Annotated in this window: 18 protein-coding genes and 1 pseudogene; 11 read left to right on the forward strand and 8 right to left on the reverse strand. The window is 60.5% G+C overall.

The genetic code is table 11. From position 1 onward, the window contains the following. Positions 1 to 75: 75 nt before the first annotated feature. The 7 genes from NHF53_RS17065 to NHF53_RS17095 all read left to right on the forward strand — a co-directional run bounded on the left by NHF53_RS17065 (position 76) and on the right by NHF53_RS17095 (position 8,221). Positions 76 to 1,086 carry an ABC transporter permease gene (locus tag NHF53_RS17065; protein WP_252835310.1) on the forward strand — a complete coding sequence of 337 codons (1,011 nt, stop codon included), beginning with the start codon at positions 76 to 78 and terminating at the stop codon, positions 1,084 to 1,086. 84 nt (positions 1,087 to 1,170) lie between these two features. Beyond that, the gene (locus NHF53_RS17070; RefSeq protein ID WP_252835311.1) at positions 1,171 to 2,112 is read left to right on the forward strand and encodes a sugar-binding protein; all 942 of its coding nucleotides are present in this window, start codon (positions 1,171 to 1,173) and stop codon (positions 2,110 to 2,112) included. A 73-nt stretch (positions 2,113 to 2,185) separates the two neighbouring features. Next, positions 2,186 to 3,688: a sugar ABC transporter ATP-binding protein gene (locus tag NHF53_RS17075; protein WP_252835312.1), complete on the forward strand. Its 1,503-nt coding sequence runs from the start codon at positions 2,186 to 2,188 to the stop codon at positions 3,686 to 3,688. A 55-nt stretch (positions 3,689 to 3,743) separates the two neighbouring features. Continuing rightward, positions 3,744 to 4,640, forward strand: a complete 897-nt coding sequence (locus tag NHF53_RS17080) for an NAD(P)-dependent oxidoreductase (RefSeq protein WP_252835313.1) — start codon at positions 3,744 to 3,746, stop codon at positions 4,638 to 4,640. Between the two features lie 150 nt (positions 4,641 to 4,790). Then, positions 4,791 to 5,828 carry a LacI family DNA-binding transcriptional regulator gene (locus NHF53_RS17085; protein WP_252835314.1) on the forward strand — a complete coding sequence of 346 codons (1,038 nt, stop codon included), beginning with the start codon at positions 4,791 to 4,793 and terminating at the stop codon, positions 5,826 to 5,828. Between the two features lie 314 nt (positions 5,829 to 6,142). After that, positions 6,143 to 7,366: an MFS transporter gene (locus NHF53_RS17090; RefSeq protein WP_252835315.1), complete on the forward strand. Its 1,224-nt coding sequence runs from the start codon at positions 6,143 to 6,145 to the stop codon at positions 7,364 to 7,366. Positions 7,367 to 7,654: 288 nt separating this feature from the next. Continuing rightward, entirely contained in the window at positions 7,655 to 8,221 is a 567-nt protein-coding gene (locus tag NHF53_RS17095; RefSeq protein ID WP_252835316.1) for a recombinase family protein, read from the forward strand. A gap of 189 nt (positions 8,222 to 8,410) precedes the next feature. Here the strand turns inward: NHF53_RS17095 and NHF53_RS17100 are convergent, their stop codons facing one another. From NHF53_RS17100 to NHF53_RS17115, 4 genes are all read right to left on the reverse strand, one after another. Continuing rightward, positions 8,411 to 8,830, reverse strand: a complete 420-nt coding sequence (locus tag NHF53_RS17100; protein WP_252835317.1) for a type II toxin-antitoxin system VapC family toxin — start codon at positions 8,828 to 8,830, stop codon at positions 8,411 to 8,413. Positions 8,831 to 8,832: 2 nt separating this feature from the next. Continuing rightward, positions 8,833 to 9,072, reverse strand: coding sequence for a type II toxin-antitoxin system Phd/YefM family antitoxin (locus NHF53_RS17105; protein ID WP_252835318.1), 240 nt, complete (start codon positions 9,070 to 9,072; stop codon positions 8,833 to 8,835). Between the two features lie 304 nt (positions 9,073 to 9,376). Then, complete coding sequence (locus NHF53_RS17110; protein WP_252835319.1) at positions 9,377 to 11,371, reverse strand: VWA domain-containing protein; 1,995 nt, start codon at positions 11,369 to 11,371, stop codon at positions 9,377 to 9,379. Next, on the reverse strand, positions 11,368 to 11,886 hold the full coding sequence (locus NHF53_RS17115; protein WP_252835320.1) for an RNA polymerase sigma factor: 519 nt from the start codon (positions 11,884 to 11,886) through the stop codon (positions 11,368 to 11,370). The genes NHF53_RS17110 and NHF53_RS17115 overlap by 4 nt, the downstream gene beginning before the upstream one ends. Positions 11,887 to 12,290: 404 nt before the next feature. Between NHF53_RS17115 and NHF53_RS17120 the strand changes: the two genes are divergently transcribed. From NHF53_RS17120 to NHF53_RS24335, 4 genes and pseudogenes are all read left to right on the forward strand, one after another. Beyond that, complete coding sequence (locus NHF53_RS17120) at positions 12,291 to 17,813, forward strand: S-layer family protein (protein WP_252835321.1); 5,523 nt, start codon at positions 12,291 to 12,293, stop codon at positions 17,811 to 17,813. 17 nt (positions 17,814 to 17,830) lie between these two features. Next, a complete protein-coding gene (locus NHF53_RS17125; RefSeq protein WP_252835322.1) occupies positions 17,831 to 19,570 on the forward strand; it encodes a ShlB/FhaC/HecB family hemolysin secretion/activation protein in 1,740 nt (579 codons plus the stop codon). A 103-nt stretch (positions 19,571 to 19,673) separates the two neighbouring features. Next, complete coding sequence (locus NHF53_RS17130; protein ID WP_252835323.1) at positions 19,674 to 20,273, forward strand: invasion associated locus B family protein; 600 nt, start codon at positions 19,674 to 19,676, stop codon at positions 20,271 to 20,273. 9 nt (positions 20,274 to 20,282) lie between these two features. After that, a pseudogene (locus tag NHF53_RS24335) lies at positions 20,283 to 20,572 on the forward strand (IS630 family transposase); the annotation flags it as partial. A gap of 36 nt (positions 20,573 to 20,608) precedes the next feature. Here the strand turns inward: NHF53_RS24335 and NHF53_RS17140 are convergent. From NHF53_RS17140 to NHF53_RS17155, 4 genes are all read right to left on the reverse strand, one after another. Next, positions 20,609 to 21,371 (reverse strand): IS5 family transposase gene (locus NHF53_RS17140; RefSeq protein WP_252835324.1). Its coding sequence is split into 2 segments (ribosomal slippage): positions 20,609 to 21,050 and positions 21,049 to 21,371, totalling 765 coding nucleotides; the frame shifts between segments, so codons are not numbered across the junction. 332 nt (positions 21,372 to 21,703) lie between these two features. Then, positions 21,704 to 23,200: an amidase gene (locus NHF53_RS17145; protein WP_252835325.1), complete on the reverse strand. Its 1,497-nt coding sequence runs from the start codon at positions 23,198 to 23,200 to the stop codon at positions 21,704 to 21,706. Between the two features lie 13 nt (positions 23,201 to 23,213). Further along, positions 23,214 to 24,035 carry a sulfite exporter TauE/SafE family protein gene (locus NHF53_RS17150; protein WP_252835326.1) on the reverse strand — a complete coding sequence of 274 codons (822 nt, stop codon included), beginning with the start codon at positions 24,033 to 24,035 and terminating at the stop codon, positions 23,214 to 23,216. A gap of 3 nt (positions 24,036 to 24,038) precedes the next feature. Further along, positions 24,039 to 25,421, reverse strand: coding sequence for a M20 family metallopeptidase (locus NHF53_RS17155; RefSeq protein ID WP_252835327.1), 1,383 nt, complete (start codon positions 25,419 to 25,421; stop codon positions 24,039 to 24,041). Between the last annotated feature and the right edge of the window lies 1 nt (position 25,422).

The raw sequence follows: 25,422 nt of genomic DNA on the forward strand, positions 1-25,422 counted from the left end.
GACGGCCGAAGGGGTTGAGGAGCCCCTTGCGTCGAGGCGGCAGCGCACCGGAGCAATTTTTGGGAGGAATGAGAAATGCTTGCGACCGATCAGCACCAAACCGCGTCCGGATCGCTGCATTCCCGCCTGCTGACCGAAGCCGGCAGGCTGTTCCAGGTGCGTGAGTTCAACGTCCTGATCGCGCTGGTCGTGGTCGGGGCCCTGATCAGCCTCTATACGCCCTACTTCTTCACGACGAACAACCTGATGGGCGTGTTCCGCGCCTTTTCGCTGACGGCGATCATGAGCATCGGCATGGTCATGGTCATCATTACCGGCGGCATCGACCTGTCGGTCGGATCGGCCATGGGGCTTGCCTCGCTCGTAACCGCTCTCTGCTTCAGCGCGGGTTACCCAGCGGAGATCTGCGTTGCCGCCGGTCTGGGCGTCGGCCTGGTCTTCGGCCTCTGCAACGGCCTCCTGATCACCTTTATCGGTTTGCCGCCGTTCATCGCGACCCTTGGAACACTGAGCATCGGGCGCGGGCTGATGTACATGATCACCCGGGGCGTGCCGGTGACGCCCGAGACGCCGGAGGGTTTTTCCGTCCTCGGGCAGGGGTATCTCGGCCCCGTGCCGGTGCCGGTCATCATCATGGTTGTCCTGATGCTGTTCTTCGCGGTCATCATGCGCCGCACCCGCTTCGGCCGGCACGTCTATGCGACGGGTGGGAACGAGCACGCCGCGCGGCTGAGCGGCGTCAAGGTCGACCGCATCAAGCTGTCGGTCTATGTCCTGTCGTCAACGATTGCCGCATTGGCCGGCGTCATCGGTTTCTCCCGCTATCTCTCGGCCGAGCCGGCTTCCGGCTTCGGGTCCGAGCTTGATGTCATCGCCGCCGCCGCGATCGGCGGAGCGAGTCTGGCCGGCGGGGCAGGGAGCGTGACCGGTGCGGTCATCGGCGCGGCGCTCGTCGGCGTGATCGCCAACGGCGTCGTGCTTCTCAACATCAATACCTATGCGCAACAGGCCATCACCGGCGGCGTCATCCTGATCGCCGTGAGCCTCGACGTGCTGCGGAGCAGGATCATGGGAGGAAAAAACTGAGCCAAGACGAATGAGCATGCCGAACATCTAAGTCAATCACGAAGAATCCAGGCTCGAGGAGAGCTTGTTGAGGAGGAGGATTTCATGCGTGTACTTTTCAATTCCGCTCGTGCGGCGATCCTGACGATGTCGCTGCTGGCAACGGGTGCAGCCTTTGCCAAGGACAAGGCCGACATCACCGTCGCCGTCGTTCCGAAGGTTGCCGTCCCGTTCTTCGACGACTGCAACACCGGTGCGAAGGAAGCTGCCGACAAGCTCGGCGTGCAGTATCAGTGGGTCGTTCCGCAGAACACCCAGGGTTCGACGCAGGTCAAGATCATCGAGGACCTGATCGCGCGGCATGTCGACGGGATCGCGATTTCCGTGAACGAGCCGAAGTCCGTCGAAGGCATCATCAAGCAGGCCGTCGATGCCGGCATTGCCGTTCTCACCTTCGACAGCGACAGCGCCAACAGCGGCCGCAGCATGTATATCGGCACGATCAATGAAGCTGCTGGCGAAACCATGGGCAAGGCGATGGCGGAAGCCATCGGCGGCGAGGGCAAGGTGGCGATCGTCACCGGTCAGCTCGGCGCATCGAACCTGAACGAGCGCATCGCCGGCGTGAAGAAGGCACTCGAAGCCTATCCGAAGATCACCATCGCCGCCACCGAAGGCACCGAGGACGATCTCGCCCGCGGGGTGTCGGTGACGGAAGCACTGCTTCGCGCCAACCCGGACCTCAAGGGCATCTTCGGTATCAGCCAGGTCGGCGGTCCCGCGGTCGCCAAGGTTCTCGCCGAGAAGGAATTCTCCGATCGCAAGGGTGTGCTGAAGGTGTTTGCCTTCGACGACCTGCCGGACACGGTCAAGGGCGTCAAGGACGGCTTCATCGACGGCATCATGGTTCAGCGTCCGGTCACGATGGGACGTCTGGCGGTCGAGCACCTGGTGGCGCAGATCACCGGCGAGGAGAAGAACCCGGCCGATGTCGATACCGGCGTCACCGTCGTCACGGCCAACAATCTGGGCAGCTACACGAAGTAACACCTGCAGAACCTGGGTGCGGGAGCCGACTGCTTCCGCATCCATTCACACCGGAGCGGGATTCGAGCAGACCATGACCCCATTTCTCGAAATGCGAAACATCTCAAAGACCTTTCCGGGCGTGAAGGCATTGAAAGGGGTCGATCTCACCCTCTATCGCGGACAGGTTCATGCCATCGCGGGCGAGAACGGGGCGGGAAAAAGCACGCTGATGAAGATCATGACCGGCGTGCAGCGCTGTGATCCCGGCGGTACGATTGCGGTCGAAGGCCAGGACGTCGTAATCTCTGATCCGGTGCATGCCAGAGCCCTCGGCATATCGATCATCTACCAGGAGCTCGCGGTCGTCGATAATCTGTCGATTGCGGAAAACATCTTCCTCGCCCGCGAACCGGTGAATGCAGCCGGGCTGATCGACCGGCGAAAGATGAATGCGGCTGCCGCCGCCGTTCTCGCCGAACTCGACATGAAACTCAATCCGGCGATGCTGGTCGGCGATCTCAGCATCGGACAAAAGCAGATGGTCGAGATCGCCCGTGCGATCTCCTATCAGTCGAAACTCATCATCATGGACGAACCGACCGCCTCGCTCAGCCATCACGAGGCAACCGTCCTGCTGCGCATGGTCAAGAAGCTCGCCGCGCAGGGGATCGGTATCGTCTACATCTCGCATCGGCTCGAGGAAATCTTCGAGATCGCCGACACGGTGACCGTCATGCGCGACGGCGAGACCGTGGACTCTCGGCCCGTCGGCGAAATGACGCGCGATCTTCTGGTGCGCAAGATGGTCGATCGCGAACTGTCGCAGTTCTTCGGCGAACATGTCTCCCACGCCACCGACGAAGTGCTGTTGTCCGTGCGCAATCTCGGCATGTACCGGCCGACGCATCATTCCGCCAATGTCAGGGATGTGAGCTTCGACCTGCACAGGGGTGAAATCCTCGGCTTCTTCGGACTCATCGGAGCGGGTCGCACGGAGGTCATGGAAATGATCTTCGGCAGCCGGGCCTATGTCGGCGAGATCCTGATCGATGGCAAGCCGGTCAGGATGAGCGACCCTTCGGTTGCGATCAGCGAAGGTCTCGGCTTCGTGACCGAGGACCGCAAGGGGCAGGGGCTCGTGCTCGACATGTCGGTCCGCGAGAATTTCAGCCTCACGCATCTCTCGGACTATTGCCGGCTCGATTTCGTGGATCGCGGCCGGGAGACGAAGCGCTGCCGGGAGTTCATCCAGGCGCTCGGGATCAAGACGCCGAGCCCGGAACAGAAGGTCGTCAATCTGTCGGGCGGCAACCAGCAGAAGGTCATCATCGCCAAATGGGTGGCCCGCAAGCCGCGCATTCTCATCGTCGACGAACCGACCCGCGGCATCGACGTCGGCGCGAAGGCCGAGGTCCACGCCCTGCTGAACAAGCTGGCTGAGGAAGGCATGTCGATCATCGTGGTCTCCTCCGACCTGCCGGAGATCCTCGCCATCAGCGACAGGGTGATCGTCCTCAGGGAGGGCCGCATCACCGGTGGCTTCAGCCACCAGGACGCCAGCCAGGAAAACGTGATGTTCGCCGCGACGGGCTGACCCCGCGGGCAAGACGACATCCCCAACAGCAATATCAGCAGCAATGGAGTATGAGATGAGCAAACGCATTATGTTCACCGGGGGCAGCGGCAAGGCTGGAAAGCATGTCGTCCAGTACCTCGTCGAACAGGGCCACCAGGTCCTGAACATCGACACCAAGCCGCTCGACAATCCCAAGGTGCGCACGCTGATCACCGACATTACCGACAGCGGCCAGGTGTTCAATGCCTTCTCGAGCTACATGGGCCTGCACGAATTCGACCCGTCACTGCGGGCGCAGCCCGTGGATGCGGTCGTCCACTTTGCGGCGATCCCGCGGATCATGCTCACGCCGGACAACGAAATGTTCCGCATCAACACGATGGGGACCTACAACGTCATCGAGGCCGCGGTGAAGCTCGGGATCAAGAAGGTGATCATCGCCTCGTCGGAGACCACCTATGGTCTCGTTTTCGCCAACGAGCCCCGCCATCCGGTGCACTTCCCGCTGGAGGAGGATTACCCCGTCGACCCGATGGACAGCTATGCACTGTCGAAGATCTGCAACGAGAAGACCGCGCAGGCCTTCGCCCTGCGGTCGGGCGTCGACATCTATGCCATCCGCATCGGCAACGTGATCGAGCCGCACGAATACGAACTCTTCCCCAAATGGTTTGCCGATCCGGGCTTCCGCAAGAGAATTGCGTGGAGCTATATCGACGCGCGGGATCTCGGCCAGATCGTCGACCTCGCCGTTCACAAGGACGGGCTCGGCTTCGAGGTGTTCAACGCCGCCAACGACGAAACCTCTTCCGACCTCCCGACGCAGGAACTGATCGACCGCTTCTATCCGGGCGTAAAGGTCACGCGTCCGATGGGAGAATACGAAAGCCTGCTGTCGAATCGCAAGGCACGCGAGATCCTCGGCTTCCGGGAGCAGCACTCGTGGCGGAAATACGTCGGACAGAAGTGATGCGTATTCGCCGTTCGCGCCACGGCCTCTTGTGAAACAAGTCGTCCGGCGCTCTTCGCAGCGTCGGACGACTTGGTATAAAGGTTCTACGGGAACGAATGGTTGGAAACAGCCGACAGGTCTTCTTGAACCCGCACTGGAGCACAAAGAATGGGAGAAGCTACGCAACCGAGGCTGCGTCTGCCCGACCGGAAGAGCAAGGTCACCGTCAAGGACGTCGCGCAGCGTGCCGGTGTGGGCGAATCGACCGTCTCACGCATCATGCGCAACAAGGGGCCGGTCGCGGAAGAAACCCGAAAGCGGGTGATGGAAGCGGTGCGGGCCACCGGCTACGTGCCGAACAGGATCGCCGGCTCGCTGGCCTCGCTCGATTCCCATCTCGTCGGCGTCGTCATTCCGTCGCTCTCGAACATCGTCTTTCCCGAAGTGCTTCAGGGCATCCACGCCGCGCTGCGGGACAGCGAGAACCAGCCGGTCATCAGCGTCACCGAATATGACATGGACCGTGAGGAAGCGGTCGTTCGCGGGCTCTTGTCCTGGAAGCCGAGCGCAATCCTGATCGCTGGCTTCGAACATACCGATGCGACGCGTCGCATGCTCATTCAAAGCGATATCCGCGTCGTGGAAATGATGGATATCGATGCGGTGCCGATCGATATCGCCGTCGGCATGTCGCACCGGCGTGCCGGATACGCCACGGGGCGCTATCTCGTCGGGCGCGGCTATCGCCGCTTCGGCTATGCCGGCCACGACTGGACGGCGGACCGGCGGGCGCGTCTTCGCTACGACGGCCTTGTGGACGCGCTGCGGGATGCGGGTCTGACGATCACGGCGGAAGCCGTGGCGGAAGCGCCGAGCTCCGTCGGCGTCGGCAAGGAGATGACGGCACGGCTCTGTGCCGAGCATCCGGAACTCGATGTCGTCGTCTATTCCAACGACGACATGGCGGTCGGCGGCATCTTTCACTGCATGGCCGCGAATATCTCGATCCCGGACCGGCTGGCGATTTTCGGCTTCAACGGCCTCGATATCGGCCGGGAATTGCCGCAGCCGCTTTCAACGATCCGCTCGAACCGTTTTCTCATTGGCCGCACTGCGGTCGAGAAGGCGTTCGAGTCGGCGCAGCGCCCGCCGGAACCCTCGGTTTTCGACACCGGCTTCGAGGTGTTCGCCGGCGCGACCGCGTGATGCGTCCGGCGAGGGCTGGCTTCGACACCTGGCGAAACTCAGCGACTTCGCTTTGGTCGAGTGGAACGCCGGAGAGACCGAAATAGGCCCGGTCGGCCCAAGCTCGCGAAAATGGCCAACTTGACGAACAAACGAAGAATATGGATTTTGGCGGGTGCAAGCGACAATGCCTTTGCATCGCAAAAATCAGGCGCGAAAAGCAAACTTTAATCGGGATTTCTGCGACAAAGAAAATTCTAGTCGCAAGAAACGGGTGGCCTATGACTCTATAGATCAGGCCATCTGTCCTTATGTATCGCACATGAGGACAAACGATGTTGAATTCCATCCAATCTGCTCCACTACCCTCCGCATTCAAACGCATAGGCTGGTCGAATCTCTTCGCACAGTTTTCCGAGCAGATAGCATTGGCAGCGGCTCCATTGGCAGCGGTTTTGTTACTTGGGGCGGGGCCGGTTGAAACGGGCTGGCTGCAAATGGCGCAAACCCTTCCGTTTTTGCTGCTGTCCATTCCGGCCGGACTTGCCGTTGATCGGGCCTCGCGCAGAACATTGATGGTGGGATCGGAGGTCCTGCGCAGCTTTTCCCTTATTGTTATCGTACTACTTTTAGCATTTGGACTGCTGAATGTTACGCTACTCGCGGTTCTCGGCTTCATCGGGGCCGTCGGGACGGTTTGTTATAGCGTGGCCGCTCCTGCGATTATTCCCTCAATCGTACCCCGCGCACGACTTGGCGATGCGAACCGCTGGCTTGAATTGGTGCGCAGCGCCGCTTTTGCCGCCGGCCCCGCTCTTGGCGGTGCGTTGGTCGGTTGGACCGGCGCTTCTACTGCCTATGTGCTTGCAACCGTGCTTTCCATTCTGGCCGCGCTGTATTTAGCAAGTATTCCAAGAGACGATGTAACATCGCGCCCCTTCAGCAGCCCGCTACAAGACCTGAAGGCGGGAGCGACATTCGTTGCACATCATAAATTCCTGCTTCCGATCCTGTTCACTGCGATTTTCTTTAATACCGCGTGGGTGATTTTGATCGCGATCTTTGTTGCCTACGCCGTCCAAAACCTCGGCATGAGTGCAACCCAGGTAGGCATTGCGTTGGGAATTGATGGTGTCGGCATGATTGTAGGAGCCATGATCGTGCCAGTCCTTGCACGGCGCTTTTCGGTTGGAACCATGATTGTTCTGGGGCCGCTTGGAGGATTCTGTGGGGCTTTCCTCATGTTGTTGACGCTGTGGTTTCCTTCATTCTGGCTGGTATGTGTCAGTTTCTTCGTGTTCGGCGTCGGGCCAGTTCTTTGGAGCATCACGACGATGACACTGCGTCAGGCGGTTACGCCAAACGTCATGCTTGGTCGAGTTTCGGCGCTGATAATGACCGCCACCTATGGGGCAAGGCCGCTCGGGGCTGCGCTCGGCGCTCTCGTCGCGGGCTACTTCGGCGTTGCAGCATGTCTATTCTTGGCAACAGGAGGATTCTTGATCCAGTTCCTGATTATCCTCCTTTCGCCAGTGCCCGGACTACGTGCCTTGCCGTGAACAAGAGACTGCCATTGGGCAGGTTTAACGGCCGGTCGTCGCAAAATTCCTGATTTTTCAGCGAAAAATGCCCATACTGAGATCATTCGGCAAATCTTGTCGCAAAACTCGCTCGCAAAAATCATTGAATCGCAGGGGATTTTTGCGACAAGATTCCAGCCCGCGACGCATTTGGGTATACCGATGAGTGACAATCGAATGTGACGTATATGGAATGTAACAAAAGGGTGGATTTTCGATAAAAGTGACGTTACAAAATCGAAACCACCCTAATGTGGCAGATTTGCCATGGCCCGCATCGGATACGCCCGCGTCAGCACCACAGATCAGGACCTCGATATTCAAACCGAGCGGCTGAAGGCTGCCGGTTGCGAAATCATCCGTTCGGAAACCGGATCGGGCGCCTCGAGGAGGGGGCGTTCCGAATTGGAAACCATCATGCAGTTTCTGCATGCGGGTGACGAGCTGGTGGTGCTGCGGCTTGGTCGGCTCGGCCGCTCTACCCGCGATGTTCTCAATCTCGTTCATGAACTTGACGAAAAGGGGGCGTCGCTCCGCGTCCTCGAACCGGAAGTGACGACGGCCGGGAGCATGGGGCGAATGGTCATAACGATCCTCGGCATGGTGGCCGATATGGAACTCAAGTTCATCAAGGACAGGCAACGGGCTGGTATCGATGCAGCGAAAGCTGACGGCATCTACAAGGGACGCAAGAAAATCATTGATGACGCCGAAATTCGCAGACGGATTGCTGACGGTGCAACCAAAGCGGCCGTTGCTCGTGAATTGAACGTTTCCAGGATGACAGTTTATCGCGCCTTGGAAGGTCTCCCCGCGCCGTCAGAATCCATCTGACTATTCGTTCACCGTCCGTTCTTCGAGTTGGCCAAAATCGCAGCTTCGGGCCGACTGGGCCAAATAGACAGCAGGGCACCGGCGCTGGTGTCCACGCACAAGGAGGCTTCGAGCGCGTCGCGCTCCATACCGCGGCCGAGCGCCGCCCAGACGGATACCGTTGAGTCGGCATGGACCTGCGGCCAGTTGCTAACGTTCGTGTTCGAGCGGCCCGACGATGCTGATGCCCTCGGCGCGTGCAACGGCGGCCATTTTCCGGTCGGACGTAGCGAGTGGCATTCCACTTGATCTTGCGAGTTCGACGTAGCTTGCATCGTAAGCCGACAGGCCAAGTCGAAGCGACAGATTGACGATGGATACGTCGTTACCGGTGCCTCCGTCCGTGAGCGGCAAAGCGCGCAGCCTGAGCGTCATGGCCAGCGCCGCCCCTGGGTTCAAACGGCCTCGCCTTTCCGCCATGACAAACAGGTTGCGGATCTCAAACCAGAAAAGGGACGGCACAAGCGCCGGTCCGGCGGCGAGCGCTCGGATCAAGCTCTCTGCGGCTTCACTTTCCTCGTCGGGAAGAAACCAGCTGGCCGCAATCGATGCGTCGAGAACAAACGCCATAGCTACGCTCGGCCCTCATCGCGCCATGTGCGGATTTCGTCGCGTGTGACCGGCTTGGCGAGCGCGCGCATCGCTCTGATTTCGACGATTGCCGACTCGATGTTGTCTTCTTTGCGGATACGGGAAAGGACGGCAATGGGATCGTTGCCGCGGGAAATGATTATCTCTTCGCCCGCTTCGACGCGCGCCAGCAGTTCGGAGAGATGGGCTTTCGCCTCTGCCACCTTGACGGTTACGCTCATAAAAACTCCCTCGTCGTTCGCATTCGCCCACCAAATGCCGCGGGCCACATGCGGGCAATTGCGAAACGATATCTCCGGCCAAGAACTTGGTCAACCGGTAGACCACCTTGGCGGATGCCACGGCTGCTGACCGCGAACCCATCGTCTCGCAGTAAAGAATACGCATCGAAATCCTGCTGAAGGAAAATCTCCAAGACGTGCCGGAGGTAACCGGGTCACGGATCCGCTGGCCGATCTTCCGTCCGTTCGACGTCGGCGGTGTCTTGGACGCAGCCGGAAAGCGATCACATCCTGATGAAGCTTCTCATCGCTGGTCGAGGCCCTCGGCCAGATGCACAAGGCCGATGAATTCCGACCGGTAGCCGTAGGGGTCCGGGCCACGCGATGCCGACGCGAGATCTGCGATCGCCTGGTAGGAATAGGAGTCGGGGAGGGCGACGTGCCGCAGTTTCTGGCCGAAGGCGGCGACGGCCACCGAGAAGCGAACGTCCTGCGGCGCGGCGTCGACCGAGGCGACGGTGTTCTTGTCGTCGACAGGCATGGTGACGAGGACGCTCTTTTCTTCGCCCGGCCGCTTGTAGCGCATCTTGAGGAAGGCAAGCTCCCCGCGATGCGCATCGCCTGATGTCTCTGCCGGAACGGTGCTGCTCGCGCCGTAACGCAGCTCGTCGTTCATGACCGCGGGACTTCCCTTGGGCGTGATTTCGTAGATCGCCGTGACGGTGTGGCCGGAACCGATGTCGCCGGCGTCCACACGGTCGTTGTTGAAGTCCTCGCGGTTGAGGGTCCGCGTCTCATAGCCGATCAGCCTGTACTCGGCGATTCGCTCCGGGTTGAATTCGACCTGAAACTTGACGTCCGTGGCGATCGGAAACAACGTCGATCCGGCTTCCTCGACCAGCGTCTTCTGTGCCTCCGCCAGGGTATCGATATAGGCGGCGCTCCCATTGCCGTTCTGAGCAAGCGTCTGCATCAGGGAATCGTTGAGATTGCCGCGGCCGAAGCCGAGAACGGTCAGGAAGATGCCATCTTTGCGCTCCTCCTCGACCATGCGCTTCAGGTCTTCGTCGCTCGACGGCCCGACGTTGAAATCGCCATCCGTCGCCAGCATCACGCGATTGACACCGTCCTTGACGAAGGCTTGCTGGGCGAGATCGTAGGCCGCCTCGATCCCCTCGGCGCCCCCGGTCGAGCCTCCGGCCTCCAGCCGGTCGATTGCCGAGAGGATCTTTGATTTCTCCGCCACGGGTGTCGGTTCGAGCACGATTCCGGCATTGCCGGCATAGGCGACGATCGAAACCGTGTCGTCGGCCTTCAGCCTGTTGACCAGGAGACGAAAGGCGCTCTTGAGCAGCGGCAGCTTGTCCGGCTCGTCCATCGAGCCCGACACGTCGATCAGGAACACCAGGTTGGCACGCGGCGTCGTCGCCGGCGCGCGGTCATAGCCCTTGATCGCCACGTGCATCAGTTCCGTGTCGTGGTTCCACGGGGTCGGCATCACCGTCACGGTCGCCCTGAACGGCGCATCGGCGCTTTCAGGGCCCGGCCAGTCATACGGGAAATAGTTTATCATCTCCTCGACGCGAACCGACTGGGGATCGGGGATTGTCCCCCCGGTCAAGGAACGGCGAACGAAGGAGTAGGACGCGCTGTCGACATCGGCGGAGAAGGTCGAAACCGGATCCGTCGCCACACTCCTGATCGGATTATCATCGGCGTTGGCGAACCGCTCGCGATCCTGTTCGGGCTGAAACGCGCCGCTCTCCCCCATGAGTGGAACCGGGGCGAGGGCGGGTGCGTTCATACGAGCGGCCGACTGCGGTTTCGGGGATACGGCGCTCGATGCATTGGGTAGCAGGCGTTCGACCTCCCCGACATCCGCGGCGGGACCGTTCGTCTTGCCCGCAAGGGCGATGGCATCAGAGTCGCCACGCGTCGCCTCGGCCGCAGCAGATGGAAGGGAGGTGGGCCGCTCCTCGTCCGTTGCGATCTTTTCCTGATCGATGACCGGCACGCCGTTACCGTTCATCTCGATCGTGAGATAACCGGCGAGGGGAACGACGAGCAGCGTCGCAAGGGCTGAACCGGCGAGGAATTTCTTGTTCACGGCAGGACTCCATATCCAGTTGAAGATGGAGCTTTGACGCCGCCCTCCCGCATTTCCTTGGTCTGCCGGGACATGATTTCCCGCATCGTCGAAAGCCTGCATCGCTGCGGCAAGCGCCCGCGCCCGCGCCTCCGGATCGGGTGCCGGCGGTGTCTGGCGGGAGAGTTTTTCGAGTTCCTTGTCCAAGATCATACCTCTTCCTTGCCGAACATGGCCTTCAGCCTCTTGCGTGCCTCGTGGACGTGCCAGGAAACGGTCGCCTCCGAGCAACCCAGCGTATCGGCGGCGGCGGAATGGCTGAGGCCCTCGCCATAGACGAGCAGCACCGCCGCGCATTGACGTTCCGGCAGCGCGCGCACCGCCGCCCACAGCTCGGTCGAGACCTCGTCGTCGCCGCCCGTATTGTGCTGCGGTTCGGCGGTGTAGGCGCGAACCGTCTGCTGTTCTCGGGTGTGCTTGCGTCTATGGTCGCGGGCTGCGTTCAGCGTCAGCGTATAGAGCCATGTCCTGAACCGGCTGGCGCCGCGAAAGCTCCGGATGGCCGCGCCGAGCTTGACGCAGACCTCCTGGGCGATATCGTCGGCATCGGTGGAACTGCCCGACCATCGCCATGCCATTGCGTGGACAAAATCGTAGTGGCGCGAGACGAGCTGCCCGAAGGCCTCGCTGTCGCCGCGCTGCGCCCGTTCTATGAGCTCTGCATCCAATTTCGCACCCACCCCAAGCCGACCCGCAAAGGACTATTTTGAGAATGAGACGGTTGTCGGATGATTTTCCTTGGGTCGGCATCAGAAAATTATCAGGAAATCTGAAAATCGATAGTGTCGCGGGACATACGGCCGGATGGAGTCGACAGTTCCATAATGCTGATTATGCAATTTATGAATGTGGCCGCAAAGTTGAAGTGTCCTGTTTCTGCAAAGTTGGAATGTCACACTCCCCGTCTCTGATTGCAATCAATCCCATCTGCAATCTCCCAGACGTCAATCAGAGACGGGGAGTGTGACATTCCAACTTTGCAGAAACAGGACACTTCAACTTTGCGGCCACACTCGTCCGTTTGTATATTCCTGCTTTTGGAACTGTCTGCATTTTTTAGGCGGGGCTTGTTATGTATTGCCATGAAAACGTTTGCGATTTTGCAAAACACAAAGCGCGCCTTGCAGGCGCTCTGCTTGCGTCGACGGCGTTGGCGGTCAATCCGCTTGCAGCCTTTGCCGGTGATGTTCTGCCAACGGGTGGGACGGTTGCAGCCGGTTCTGTGAATGCGTCCACGTCCGGCACCACGATGACGGTCACGCAAAGCTCGGACCAGGCGATTGTCAACTGGAACGGCTTTTCCATCGGGCAGGGCTATACGGTCAATTTCGTCCAGCCGGACAGTTCTTCCGCTATTCTCAATCGTGTGACCGGCTCCACGACCTCGACGATTGCCGGTTCGCTGACGGCGAACGGTCAGGTTTATCTCATCAACCCGAACGGCATTGCGATTACCTCAACGGGTTCGGTGAAGGTCGGTGGCGGCTTTGTCGCTTCCACGCTGGATATCTCGGATGAAGACTTCCTCAATGGCAATTTGAAGTTTCAGGGTGATGGCGCGTCCGCCGGTGTTTCCAACGAAGGCGTGATCACCATTGGTCGCGGCGGCTATGCAGCGCTTCTTGGCGGCACGGTGAAGAATTCCGGCACGATTGCAGTTCCCGTGGGCAAGGTCGGTCTTGGTTCGGGCGAACAGGCAACGCTTGATCTTTCCGGCGATGGCTTCCTGCAGGTGGCAGTTCCCACAGCCGATGGCGCGGAAGGCGATGGCGCGCTTGTTGAAAATTCCGGCTCGATCTCGGCAAGCGGCGGTCTTGTGGTGATGAAGGCGGCAACGGCCAAGTCAGCCGCCCGTCAGGCGATCAATATGTCCGGCGTTGTCGAAGCGGATTCGGTTTCCGGCTCGGATGGCGAGATCGTCATTGGCGGTGGCGACGGCGGTACGGTCAAGGTCTCCGGCAAGGTGACGGCCAAGTCATCGACGGGCAAAGGTGGAAAGATCAAGGTCACTGGCAAGACAATCAAGCTTGCAAGTGCGGAAATTGATGCATCGGGTGCAACAGGCGGCGGTTCGATCAATATCGGCGGCCTGAGGCACGGCGCGGACGGGTTGCAGACGGCGGAGACCACGAGCGTTGATGCAAATACGGTCATCCGTGCGGATGCCACACAAGCCGGCAATGGCGGCAATGTCGTTGTCTGGTCTGATCTTCTGACGACCTATAACGGCACGATCTCGGCCGTTGGTGCTGGCACGGGCACAGGTGGCGATGCGGAAGTCTCGGGCAAGGCAACACTTGTCTATACCGGCTATACCAATCTCTATGGTCCCGGTGGTTATGGCACGCTTTTGCTTGATCCATATAACATCACGATCTCCAGTGGCACGGCGTCGAACTCTTCGGGCACTACGGCCACGGGCAATGACAGCGTGATCAATGTCAGCACGCTGACGAACGCTCTTGCCAGCGCCAATGTGGAAATCACCACCAATTCCGGCGGCAGCCAGACGGGCAATATCACGGTAGCAAGCGATATCAGCTGGTCGGCGGGTACAACGCTGACGCTGACGGCGGCCAACAATATCTATGTGAATGCCAATATCACGGCGACAGGCGCAAGCGCCGGTCTGGTGCTGACCTATGGCGGGTCCGATTATTCCATTGCGTCGGGCTCTTCGATCACGCTTTCCGGCGCAAGCGCCTCGCTTGCCATCAACGGTCAGGCCTATACGCTGATCCACTCCATGAGCGAGCTGGACGCAATCGATACGACCGGTTTGTCTGGACACTACGCATTGGCAGAAGATCTGGATGCGTCCGGCACGACCTACACATCAGCACTGGTTGCAACCGGCAGTTCGTCATTCACCGGCACGTTTGCGGGCCTTGGCAACACGATTTCCAACCTTACGATCAACGCGTCCTCGGGGTACGGTGTCGCATTGTTCTATGGTTCCAGTGGCGCCATCCGTGACGTCGGTCTGGCGAGCGTCAACATTACCGGGGGGTACTATGTTGGCGCTTTGGTTGGATCCAATCGGGGTACGATTAGTAATTCCTATGCGACTGGCAGTGTGAACGGCACGTACTCCTACATCGGCGGGCTGGTGGGGCAGAATAGCTCTGGCGGCGCGATCAGCAATTCCTATGCGACAGTTGGCGTTGGCGGCAGCACGTATGTTGGAGGTCTGGTGGGGTTGAATGACGCTGGCGCGATCAGTAATTCCTATGCAGCCGGCAGCGTGACTGGCGTTGCCTATGTTGGCGGGCTGGCGGGGGATAATGGCTCCGGTTATGGCTCCGGCACGATCGCCAATTCTTATGCGACGGGCAGCGTAACGGGTGATGGAGATGTCGGCGGGCTGGTGGGATATAATGTCAACTCCGGCTCGATCAGCTATTCTTATGCGACCGGCAGCGTAACCGGCGGCAGTAGCAGCGGTGCCGTTGGCGGGCTGGTGGGGACTAGTTATGGCACGATCAGCAACTCCTATGCGACAGGCAACGTGCTCGGTTTTTCCATCGGCGGGCTGGTGGGGCATAATCGTGGCGCCATTAGCAACTCCTATGCGACTGGCAGCGTGACTGGCAGCGGCAACTATATCGGCGGGCTGGTGGGATATAATAACTCCGGCACGATCAGCTATTCCTATGCCACTGGAGCGGTGACCGCCTCCTCCTCATCATCCTACTCCTACGCTGGCGGGCTGTTGGGGTATAGCACCTCCGGCACGGTCAGCTATTCTTATGCCACTGGAGCGGTGAACGCCGCCGCCTCATCATTCTACTCCTACGCTGGCGGGCTTATAGGGTATAACGCTAACGGCACGGTCAGCTATTCTTATGCCACCGGGGCGGTGAACGCCTCCTCCTTATCAGAGTCCTCCTCATCCGCTGCCTTCGCTGGCGGGCTGGTAGGGTATAGCGACAACAGCACGATCAGCTATTCCTATGCCACTGGGGCGGTGAACGCCTCCTCCGCCTCATTTTCCTTCCCATCCAGCGCCTACGTTGGCGGGTTAGTGGGGTATGACTTTGTCAGCACGATCAGCTATTCTTATGCCGCCGGGGCCGTAACGGCCTCCGCCTCCTCCTCCGTCGCCAACAATACCGGCGTTGGCGGGCTGTTGGGGTATACTTGGCTTGACGGCAGCACATTTACTGCACTTTACTGGGATACCGAAAGCTCCGGCACAACAACGGGTGTCGGTCTTGGCACTGCAACAGGCGTTACCGGCCTGACATCCGCCCAGGCGCGCGTTGCCTCCAATTATTCCGGCTGGGATTTCTCGACCGTCTGGTATCAGACGGGCGATATGCGACCGATCCTGAGATCGGAAGCCGCAACTGCGGTCAATGGTGTCATCACCGTTTCCAACCTGCATCAACTGGCGCTGATGGGGGCTGATCTGACGGCCAGCTACCAGCTGACGGCCGACCTCGACGCCAGCGCCACCGCTTCCACCGCCACAAGCCGCGGCATATGGGGCGCAGCAGGATGGCAGTCTGTTGGCGACTTTTTCACAGCCTTTTCCGGAACGTTTGACGGCAACGGCCACACGATTTCCAACCTGACGATCAGCGCATCATCGGCCACCTTTGTCGGCCTGTTTGGTGGATCAGAGGGCACAATCACCAATATCGGACTTGTGAATGCTGATATTACCGGGGGGAGTTATGTCGGCGGGCTGATAGGGATAAATGCCGGCACGGTCAGCAACGCCTATGTGACCGGCAGCGTGAGTGGCAGCGGCGATTACGTCGGCGGGCTGGTGGGGTATGGCGGCGGTCCCGGTACGGTGAGCACTTCCAATTCAACCGCGAGTGTGAGCGGTGGCGCTGGTGTCGGCGGGCTGATGGGGAGCAATCGTGGTGGGATCAGTAATTCCTATTCGACCGGCAGCGTGACTGGTACGAGCTATGTCGGCGGGCTGGTGGGGTATGGCGATGGCGGCACGGTCAGCAATTCTTATGCAACCGGCAGCGTGAGCGGTACGAGCTATGTCGGCGGGTTGATGGGGTTTAGCACCGGAACGATCCGATATTCCTATGCCACGGGTAGCGTGAACGGTAGCGGCGATTACGTCGGTGGTCTGGTAGGGGGTAACGCCGGCACATTAACTGCGCTGTACTGGGATACGGTTACTTCTGGAAGAACGACGGGTGTTGGCGTGGGCAGTGCGACAGGCGTTACAGGCCTGACGACATCCCAGTTCCAGGATACGGATTATTTCTACACGCTGGCTTCCGCCGCTGGCTGGGACTTCGAGACAGTCTGGGCGCCGCCAAGCGATGGCTATTATCCTGAGCTTTACGCAATGTCGACGGTCGCTTGGGTCAGCGATGTGGCGGCCTCCTCCACTTACGGTGACAGCACGGCGACAGTCGGCTCGGTGACATCTCATGGCGGTCCGTCGTCTTATGTTTGGGGGAGAGCTGGCGATAGCCTGACGCTGACGGGCGGAACATATGCTGTCAGTTCCACCACATCTGCTGGCTCGCATAGTTCCAGCCTGACGACCTCGGTCTCCTCCGCGACCAGCGCCGATGGCCTCAGCTACCGGGTAATCTATTACGGTGGCACCAATAATCTGACAGTTGCCCAACGCGCCATCACTGTGGCGGCCAATGCTGCATCGAGCACCTATGGCAATACGGCAAGCCTGACTTACTCGGTGACCTCCGGCAGCCTCGTCAATGGCGACAGCCTGTCAGGTTCGCTGGCAAGCACAGGCGCGTCGTCAACGGCGAATGTCGGTGATTATTCGATCACGCAGGGGACATTGGACAACTCCAACTATGCGATCACCTATGTCGGGAATACTCTGACCGTTGGTCAGCGGGCGATCACCGTTGCGGCTAACGCTGCTTCGAGCACTTATGGCGAGACAGCGAGCCTGACTTACTCGGTAACCTCCGGCAGCCTCGTCAATGGCGACCGCCTGTCCGGTTCTCTGGCAAGCACAGGCGCGTCGTCGACGGCGAATGTCGGGACCTATTCGATCACGCAGGGCACGCTTGCGGCGAACTCCAACTATGCCGTGACCTATGTGGCAGGAACCCTGACGGTTGGTCAGCGGGCGATCACGGTGACGGCTGATAATGTGACGATCACTGATGGCGATACGGCAAACCTGACCTGGCGGCTCACTTCCGGCAGCCTCGTCAATGGCGACAGCCTGTCCGGTTCGCTGGCCAGTGACGGTACATCTGGCGGTGTCGGGACCTATTCGATCACGCAGGGCACGCTTGCCGCCGGCGGTAACTATGCCTTGACCTATGCGGCAGGCATTTTGACAGTGAACGCAGCCAGCGGTGGCGGCGGCACAACAATCGTTCCCTCGACACCTCTTGCAGGCACGTTCGGCCAGTCATCTTCCCCGTTCGGCTTCTCAGGTGCAGGCTCAACCGGTCTTGGCGGTACATCTGGCGTGGCGCAGATCGTCAGCTATGGCGTCGGTTCTCAGGGTAGCGCAGACCAGTCCTCCGGCAGCGGGTCTTCCGGTTCGGTCATGACGGTGGAAGATCCGGAACTTTCCGGTGCTGTCTGCCAGCTTGGTGACGGTTCGGCTGTCGCCTGCAGCGTAAACTGAGTTTGAGGGAAACGATCATGCGTAAATTGTTGAACATCTCCGTTTCCGCTCTCACTCTGGGCCTTGCAATCTCTGCATCTTACGGACTGGCTCATGCCCAGACGGCAAGCCAGCTGACCGAGAAGTCCTATGCGCCGCCCGTCATCAAGGCGGTCAAGGGCGGGCTTGCGCTTCCCGGCTCGACCGGCGTTGAAGCACCTGCCGGGGCCGAGCGGCTGCATGTCACGCCGTCCGGCCTTGTCGTCGACGGTAGTCTGCCAGGCATGGAGACTGATACTGCCGCCGTTGAAGGCACGATTGCTGGCAAGACGGTCACGGGTGCCGATCTCTTTAAAGCGGCAAGCGATCTGGAAGCCGCTTACGTGCGGGCGGGCTACCTGCTCGTGCGCGTGTCCTTGCCGCCGCAGACGTTGAAGAATGGCCAGCCGTTAAAGCTCGTCGTGACTGATGGCTATGTCGAGGCAATCGATGCATCAGCGCTTTCGGGCAAGGCGAGAACGCGTGTGGAAGCGGTTCTGGCTCCGCTTGCCGGCTCAAAAGGCCTGACGAAGCGTGAGCTTGAACGCCGTCTGCTGCTTGCAGGCGACACACCCGGCGTCATGCTCAAATCCACGTTGAAGGCCGGATCCAAACCGGGTGCGACGATCATCGTTGTCGATGGCCGCTATGATGCTGTCACTGTCAGTTCTTCGGTTGACAATTCGCTTTCCAGTTCCATGGGATCAATCGTGGCCAGCACGGGCTTCGACTTCAACAACCTGCTTGGTCTTGGCGAGGCATTTTATCTGCGCCTGAACGGCTATCCGGGCTTTGGTTCGGACGATGTCTTCAGCGCCGATCCGCGCAACCGCCAGATCGTTGCAGGCCTGACCATGCCGATTGGTACGGACGGATTGTGGGCAGGCCTTGAGGCTGTGGACAGCCGCACGCATCCAACCTCCAGCCTTGGCTATACGATGGCTGACCATTATCAGCGCCTGTCTTCAAAGCTCGGCTATAACTGGGTGCGCTCGCGCGATTTCAACACGGCGTCCATCATCACCTTCGATATTGCTGACGAGAAGCAGCAGATCGTCATGTCGGGCACGAAGACGGATTATAGCGAAGACCGTCTGCGCGTGCTGCGCCTGACGCAATCGGCTGACTATTTCTACAGTTTCGGCGGTCATGTGTCGGGCGATATCACGGCTTCCTTCGGCATGAAGGCACTTGGCGCGCGTACGGCAACGTCGGAGCTTCCGATGTCGCGTGATGGCGCAAGCCCGTCATTCAGCAAGCTGGAAGCAAGTCTGCACTATACTCAGCCCTTTGCCGATGGCCGTGTGCAATGGTTGATTGCCGCACATGGGCAAACCTCGTTTGGCGATGCGCTGGCCGCGTCCGAGCAGATGGGGCTTGGCGGCATGAGCTGGTTGTCGGCCTTTGACAGCGGCGCTGTTCAGGGCGATGCCGGCTTTGCGGTTCGCTCCGAATTGTCCTTCCCGCAGATCTTCACGCCTTTTGCCTCGAAGGAAGATATCGGCGCGGTTGCCGCTCCTTATATCTTTGGCGCAGCCGGTGTGGCCAAACTGGAAAATCCGACTTCGGTTGAAACAGCCGTTACACGCGCGATCTCCTTTGGTGCAGGTCTGCGTCTGGCACTGTCTCAACAGGCCAGTTCAAATGCGGCCAACCTTACGCTTGAATATGCCCATGGCGCAGCCAACGGGATGAGCGCGAAGAACCGCATCAATGTGCGCTTCTTAGTCAGCTTCTAACTCTTGCTCCCGAATTGCCCACCCGCTACAGCCTTGCAGCGGGTGGGCCTGTTTCAACAGCCTTGCCAAACCGGACCGGTGCGGCAACTTACCGGACCATAACATGACCCTGATTGCCCGTTCCTCATCGCTTCTTCACATTGCCCTGCTTTCTGGCCTGGTGCTTGGCGCGCCTGCCTCCGGTTTTGCCGCCGATAACAAAACCGCCGCAGTTCCGGCAGAACCGGCCGTCACCACGGCCTCTTATGGCAACTGGGTTTTACGCTGCGTCAATCTTCCGGCAGGAAAAGACGGACAGGCCGCAGCAATACCGGTGACGAGCTGCGAGGTTTCCGAAACGGTTCAGGTTCAGGGTCAGGCCCAGCCGGTGGCCCAAATCGCTCTTGGCCGCATCCCCGGCGACAAGACACTCATTCTGACAGCCGTTCTGCCATCCAACATCGCCATTCCCGGCATGGTTCACATCTCCGGCAATGGCAAGACGGGCGCTGACGAAGAAGGCGCAATCGACATGAGCTGGAACCGCTGTGCGGGCGGGGCCTGCTTTGCCACCGCCAAGCCGGATGCCGCCGCCATCAAAACCTTGCGCTCCGGCAAGGATGGCCACATCCGCTTGACCGACGCATCCGGTCGCGTCATCTCTATCCCCCTCTCATGGAACGGCCTCGATCAGGCACTCACAGCGCTCGATAAGCAGGGGTGAGGAGTGCAGCAGGGCCGACGCGGCGGCTCGCGTCTCGATGCCCACGAGGACTACATCGTCGGCATGTTCGAAGAGGCAAAGGACATCACGCTCAACGAAATGGTTCTTCGATTGGCTGAAGAAAGAACCGTATCCATTGGCCGCAGCGGTCTTGATGTCTGGCTGCGCAAGCGCGGCTGGACTTTCAAAAAGAAACCGCACATGCATTGGAGCAGGAGCGTCCCGACCTCCTGAAGCGTCGCAGAGACTGGTTCGACGGCCAGCTCGATCTCGATCCGGCGCGTCTCGTCTTCATTGATGGTGAGACGGAAAAGCAATTGATCTAGGCAGTCGACTCATAAACTTTGACACCAAATTCTCGTGGCGACGAGCTTCACAGCGGCGAGATAGTTTTCGGGGCGCTTGTCGTATCGGGTTGCGATGCCCCGGAACTGTTTGATCTTGTTGAAGAAGCGCTCCACGAGATTGCGCTGCCGGTAAACCCAGCGCGAGAAGACAAAAGAGCCCTTGCGGGTTGCCTTCGGCGGGATATTGGCCCAGGCTCTTCGCTCGGCAGCCTTGGCCCGAATGGCATTGGTGTCATAGCCCTTGTCAGCCAGCAGGATATCTCCTTCGCCAAGCTCGTCCATCAGCGTGTCGGCCTCTGTGCAGTCGGCGACTTGGCCACCAGTCAGGCGGAGGTTGACGGGACGTCCTTCGGCGTCAACGAGCGCGTGGATTTTGCTCGTGAGCCCGCCACGGGAACGTCCCATGCCTCCATCATCTCCATCCCCTTTTTCCCGTGGCCGCATGCTGGTGAACACCGACAAAGGTCGGGTCGATCATAACTATATCGCCATCATAAGCCTCAGAAACCGCCTCAAGACGCCGGTCCCAGACACCGGCTTTGCGCCAACGGACGAACCGGTTGTAGCAGGTCGTCGGTGACCCGTAGCGCTCCGGGATTTCCGCCCAGGGCGAACCTGTCCGGAACCGCCAAAGGATGCCGTTCAGCACTCTGCGGTCATCGACCCGAGGAACGCCGCGAGGCTTGTTGGGCAGAAGTGGCGAAAGGATTGACCATTCGTGGTCCGTAAGTTCGTAGCGGCGACGCGTCATGAAGGCTCCCTTATTCGGAAGCCTTGAATCACGACACGAGAAAAACACCAGGTGATTTTATGAGTTTACGGCCTAGCAAATGAGGCCGCTCGATCCCGCTGGATTATGCCGTTTTCCAGCATTGGCGGGCTATGTTGGAGATTGATTGGGCGCATGCAGAGCTGTCATGTCAGGCCGCAGTCGCCGAGGAAGGAACCTGCGGGCGGCATGCTCTGGACGAAGCCTACAAAAGCCTGGCCGCTGAGGTCGCCGACTACAATTTCGACATGGCAGCTGCTCGTCTGAGCCCGGGGAATTGAACGTATCGATCGCAAACACGAATCACACGATCGTTAAAAGCCCATGAAGCCTTCGCAGTCGGCCAGTCTCGGAGCCGTCTTCAGCGTCTCCAAATCAACCATGGGAACCCCAAGAACTGGGTCGCCCGCAAAGATCTCCTCGATCGCGGTCGCCACCTGCAGCACGCCGGCGTCATCATGCCGGCGGCCGACGATCTGCAGCCCGAAGGGCATGCCGAACGCATCCCGGCCGACGGGGATGGTGATCGACGGATGGCCGGCCAGCGTCGAGGCATAGGCCATGGCCAGCCAGTGATAGTAGTTTTTCGTCGGTTGCCCGTCGATCTCGGTCGGATAAAGCTCGTGCCAGTCGCGCGGGCTGATGGTCACGGCCGGGCAAAGGACGTAGTCATGGCCTTCGAAAAATCGTTGCCAGTCGCGATAGAACCGGCCCTGTTTCACCAGCGCATCGGCGATATCGAGCGGGCCATAGCTTAGACCCTCCTCGACATTGGCGCGGACGTTCGGGCCGATCTTGTCGGGGTGGGTTTGCAGCAGCGTGTGGTGCAGGCCGAGAAACATCACGCCGCGAAGTACGGAAAAGATGCGATCGGCATCGGTGCAAGCGGGATGGGTCTGCTCGACCCTGCCGAGATGGTCGGACAGCCGCGCCACCACCCGGCCGAACGCCTCGCGGATCACCCTTGATGTCGGCGCAAAGCCGAAATCCTCGGTCACCGCGATCCGCAGAGTTGCCAGATCCGGGCGCCGGCCCTGGCCGAAGCGATCGGCCTGCCACGGCGTCTGCCCGTCTATGACCACGGTATAGGGGTCGAGCCGATCCGGCCGCGCCATGACCGACAGCATCAGCGCCACATCGGCGACGCTGCGCCCCATCGGCCCGCTGGTCGAAAGATGCATCAACGCCATGGCGCGCGTATCGCCGGGAACAACACCGGGCGACGGGCGGAAGCCGACGACACCGCAGAAAGCAGCCGGGTTGCGCAGGCTGCCGCCCGTATCCGAACCGGTGGCCAAGGGTGCCATGCGGGCCGCCAGAAGGGCTGCCGAACCGCCCGACGAGCCGGCTGCGCTTTTCGTCGTGTCATGGGGATTGGCCGTAACACCATAGACGGCGTTGCGGGTATTGCCGCCGGCGCTCCAGTCCGGATTGTTGGTCTTGCCGAGGGGAATGGCGCCGGCCCGGCGCATGGCGGCAACAATAGCATCGTCCTTTACAGCGATATTGTCGCGAAAGATCTCCGAGCCGAACGTGGTCGGCAGACCCTGGACGTCGATCATGTCCTTGACCCCGAAGGGCAGGCCATGCAGCGGACCGAGCGCCTCATGGCGCATCACGCTCTGCTCGGCCTGGCGCGCCTCGGCGATGACCCGGTCGAAATCCTGCGCCACCACGGCATTGACCGCAGGATTGAGCTGCGTCACGCGCTCGATACAGGCCTCGGCCAGTTCGACCGGCGACAGGCGGCGCAGCCCGATCAGCCGGCGGGCGTCCATCGCATCGAGATCGGCAGGATTGGTCTTGCTCATGGCGATACCTTTTTCACGTCGAGAGAGCGCCAAGCCCCTTGATCAGCATATTGAGGGCCATCAGTAAGATGAACACGGCGAAAATCCGCTTGAGCATTGCGGCTGGAAGGTAATGCGCCAGCCGAACCCCGAGCGAGACCGTGGTCATCGAGATGGCGACGATGACAACCAGAGCCGGCAGGTCGACGAAGCCGATCGTGTAGGGTGGGAGACCGGGAAGCCCCCAGCCGGCAATCAGAAATCCGGCAAAGGACGGCACGGAGATCAGCAGCCCGAAGCCCGCGGACGTGGCCACCGCCTTCTGCACCGGCATGCCGTAGAGCGTCATTGCCGGCACACCGAAGGAACCGCCGCCGATGCCCATCATCGCCGAGAAAAAGCCGATGACCAGACCGTAGATGCTGGCCAGCATCCGGCCCGGCAGGGTGTCAGACAGTTTCCAATGGGTTCGGCTGATCAGCATGTAGAGCCCGAGCAGCAGGCCGGTCACCCCGAAGATCACCGAGAGATTGGCTGAGCGCAGCGAAGCGGCACCGACCACTCCGGCCAGCGCGCCGAGAGAAATCGCCGGTCCCCAGCGCTTCAGCACGGACCAGTCGACCGCCCCGCGCCGGTGATGCATCAGAACCGAGCGTGCCGAGTTGAGGATGATGGTGCCGCTGGAGGTGGCGACACAGACCTGCATCAGGCGGTCGCTCTCATAGCCGAGGAACTCGAAGGCATAATAGAGGGCCGGTACCAGGACGACTCCGCCGCCGATCCCGAGCAGGCCAGCGACCAGGCCGGACAAGGCGCCCGTTGCGGCCAGGAACACAAAAAGCAGAACGAAATCCATCGATCAGGCAATCTGCTTCAGGCTTTTGGCATTCTCGGCGATATCGAGGAACAGCGCCGTCATGACCTGCATGCCTTCACGGGCAATCGGCACCAGCGCATGTTCGTTGGGGCCGTGCTGGCCGCATTCGGCATGGGAGTGCGGAATCCAGATCGTCGGCAGACCAAGGATGTCGGTAAAGGCATCGTTGGGCAGTGAGCCGGCCAGATTGGGCAAGACATGCGGCCGCCTTCCCGCCGTCCGCGTGAGCGAGTTTTCGACAAAACGCACCCAGGGATGATCCGGTGAAAAACGGGTCGCCCGGAAGGCTTCGCCGCGCCCCGGACGAACCTCGACCATGGGAAAACCATGGGCATCGAGATGACGACGCAGGGCGGGAATGATGTCGTTGATGTCGGTGCCGACGACGAAGCGCAACTGGCAGGTGGCCCGCGCCGAGCCCGAAATGGCATTTTGCGGCGCATCGATATTGCCGGACGACATGGCGAGCACGGCAAAGGAGTTCCAGCCGAAGACACGCTCGCTCGGCGTCAGGTCACTCTCGCCCCATTCGGCGTCGTGACGGCGCGGCGGCAGATCACTGAGCGTGGCGCGGATATCGGGCGTCAGGCTGGTCGGGCGCCATTCGGGAATTTGTATCTGGCCGCGCGCATCGGTGATCGTCGAGATTGCCTGGGCCAGGATGATGGCGGGATCGGCCAGCAGTCCGCCGAAATTGCCGGAATGGTGGTCGCCGTCCCGCAGATCGACCAACAGGTTGATCGACATGCCGCCGCGCGACCCCATGAACATGGTCGGCGTGTCGACCGCCAGACGCGGGCCGTCCGAGGCGATCAGCACATCGGCCGCCAGCCGCTCCCGGTTGGCCGTGAAGAATTCGCGCAGCCCGAAGGAACCGGTCTCCTCGGCCATTTCGAGAACGATCCTGGCGTTGAAACCGAGCCGGCCCTGTTCGCGGATCAGCAGTTCCAGCGCCTTGATGTTGATGAGATGCTGGATCTTGTTGTCGGCCGTGCCGCGGCCATAGAGCTTGTCGCCTTCTCTGGTCAGGGCGAAGGGCTCAAGGCCCTCCCGCCAACGATGGGCCTCTCCGTTGCAGACATCGCCATGCCCATAGACCAGAACCGTCGGCAGGCTCTCCTCCTCGATGCGGCTGGCGATCAGCAGCGGAGCGCCGCCCTCGCGAGGATTGTCGAAAATCTCGACTGCAAAGCCCATGGCCGACAGCCGTGGCTGCATGTCCTCCTGCAGATAGGCGTAGAGATCCTCCCGCCGCCCTTCCGACTGGCTGACGGAGCGTCGCGCCACGAGCGCGGCCAGATCTGCGACCAGCCCTCCACCATCAACATAATGGGTGGCGGCGTCGATCAATTGTGTTCTGTCCATG

Source organism: Ciceribacter sp. RN22, assembly GCF_024054295.1.
Lineage (GTDB): Bacteria > Pseudomonadota > Alphaproteobacteria > Rhizobiales > Rhizobiaceae > Allorhizobium > Allorhizobium lividum.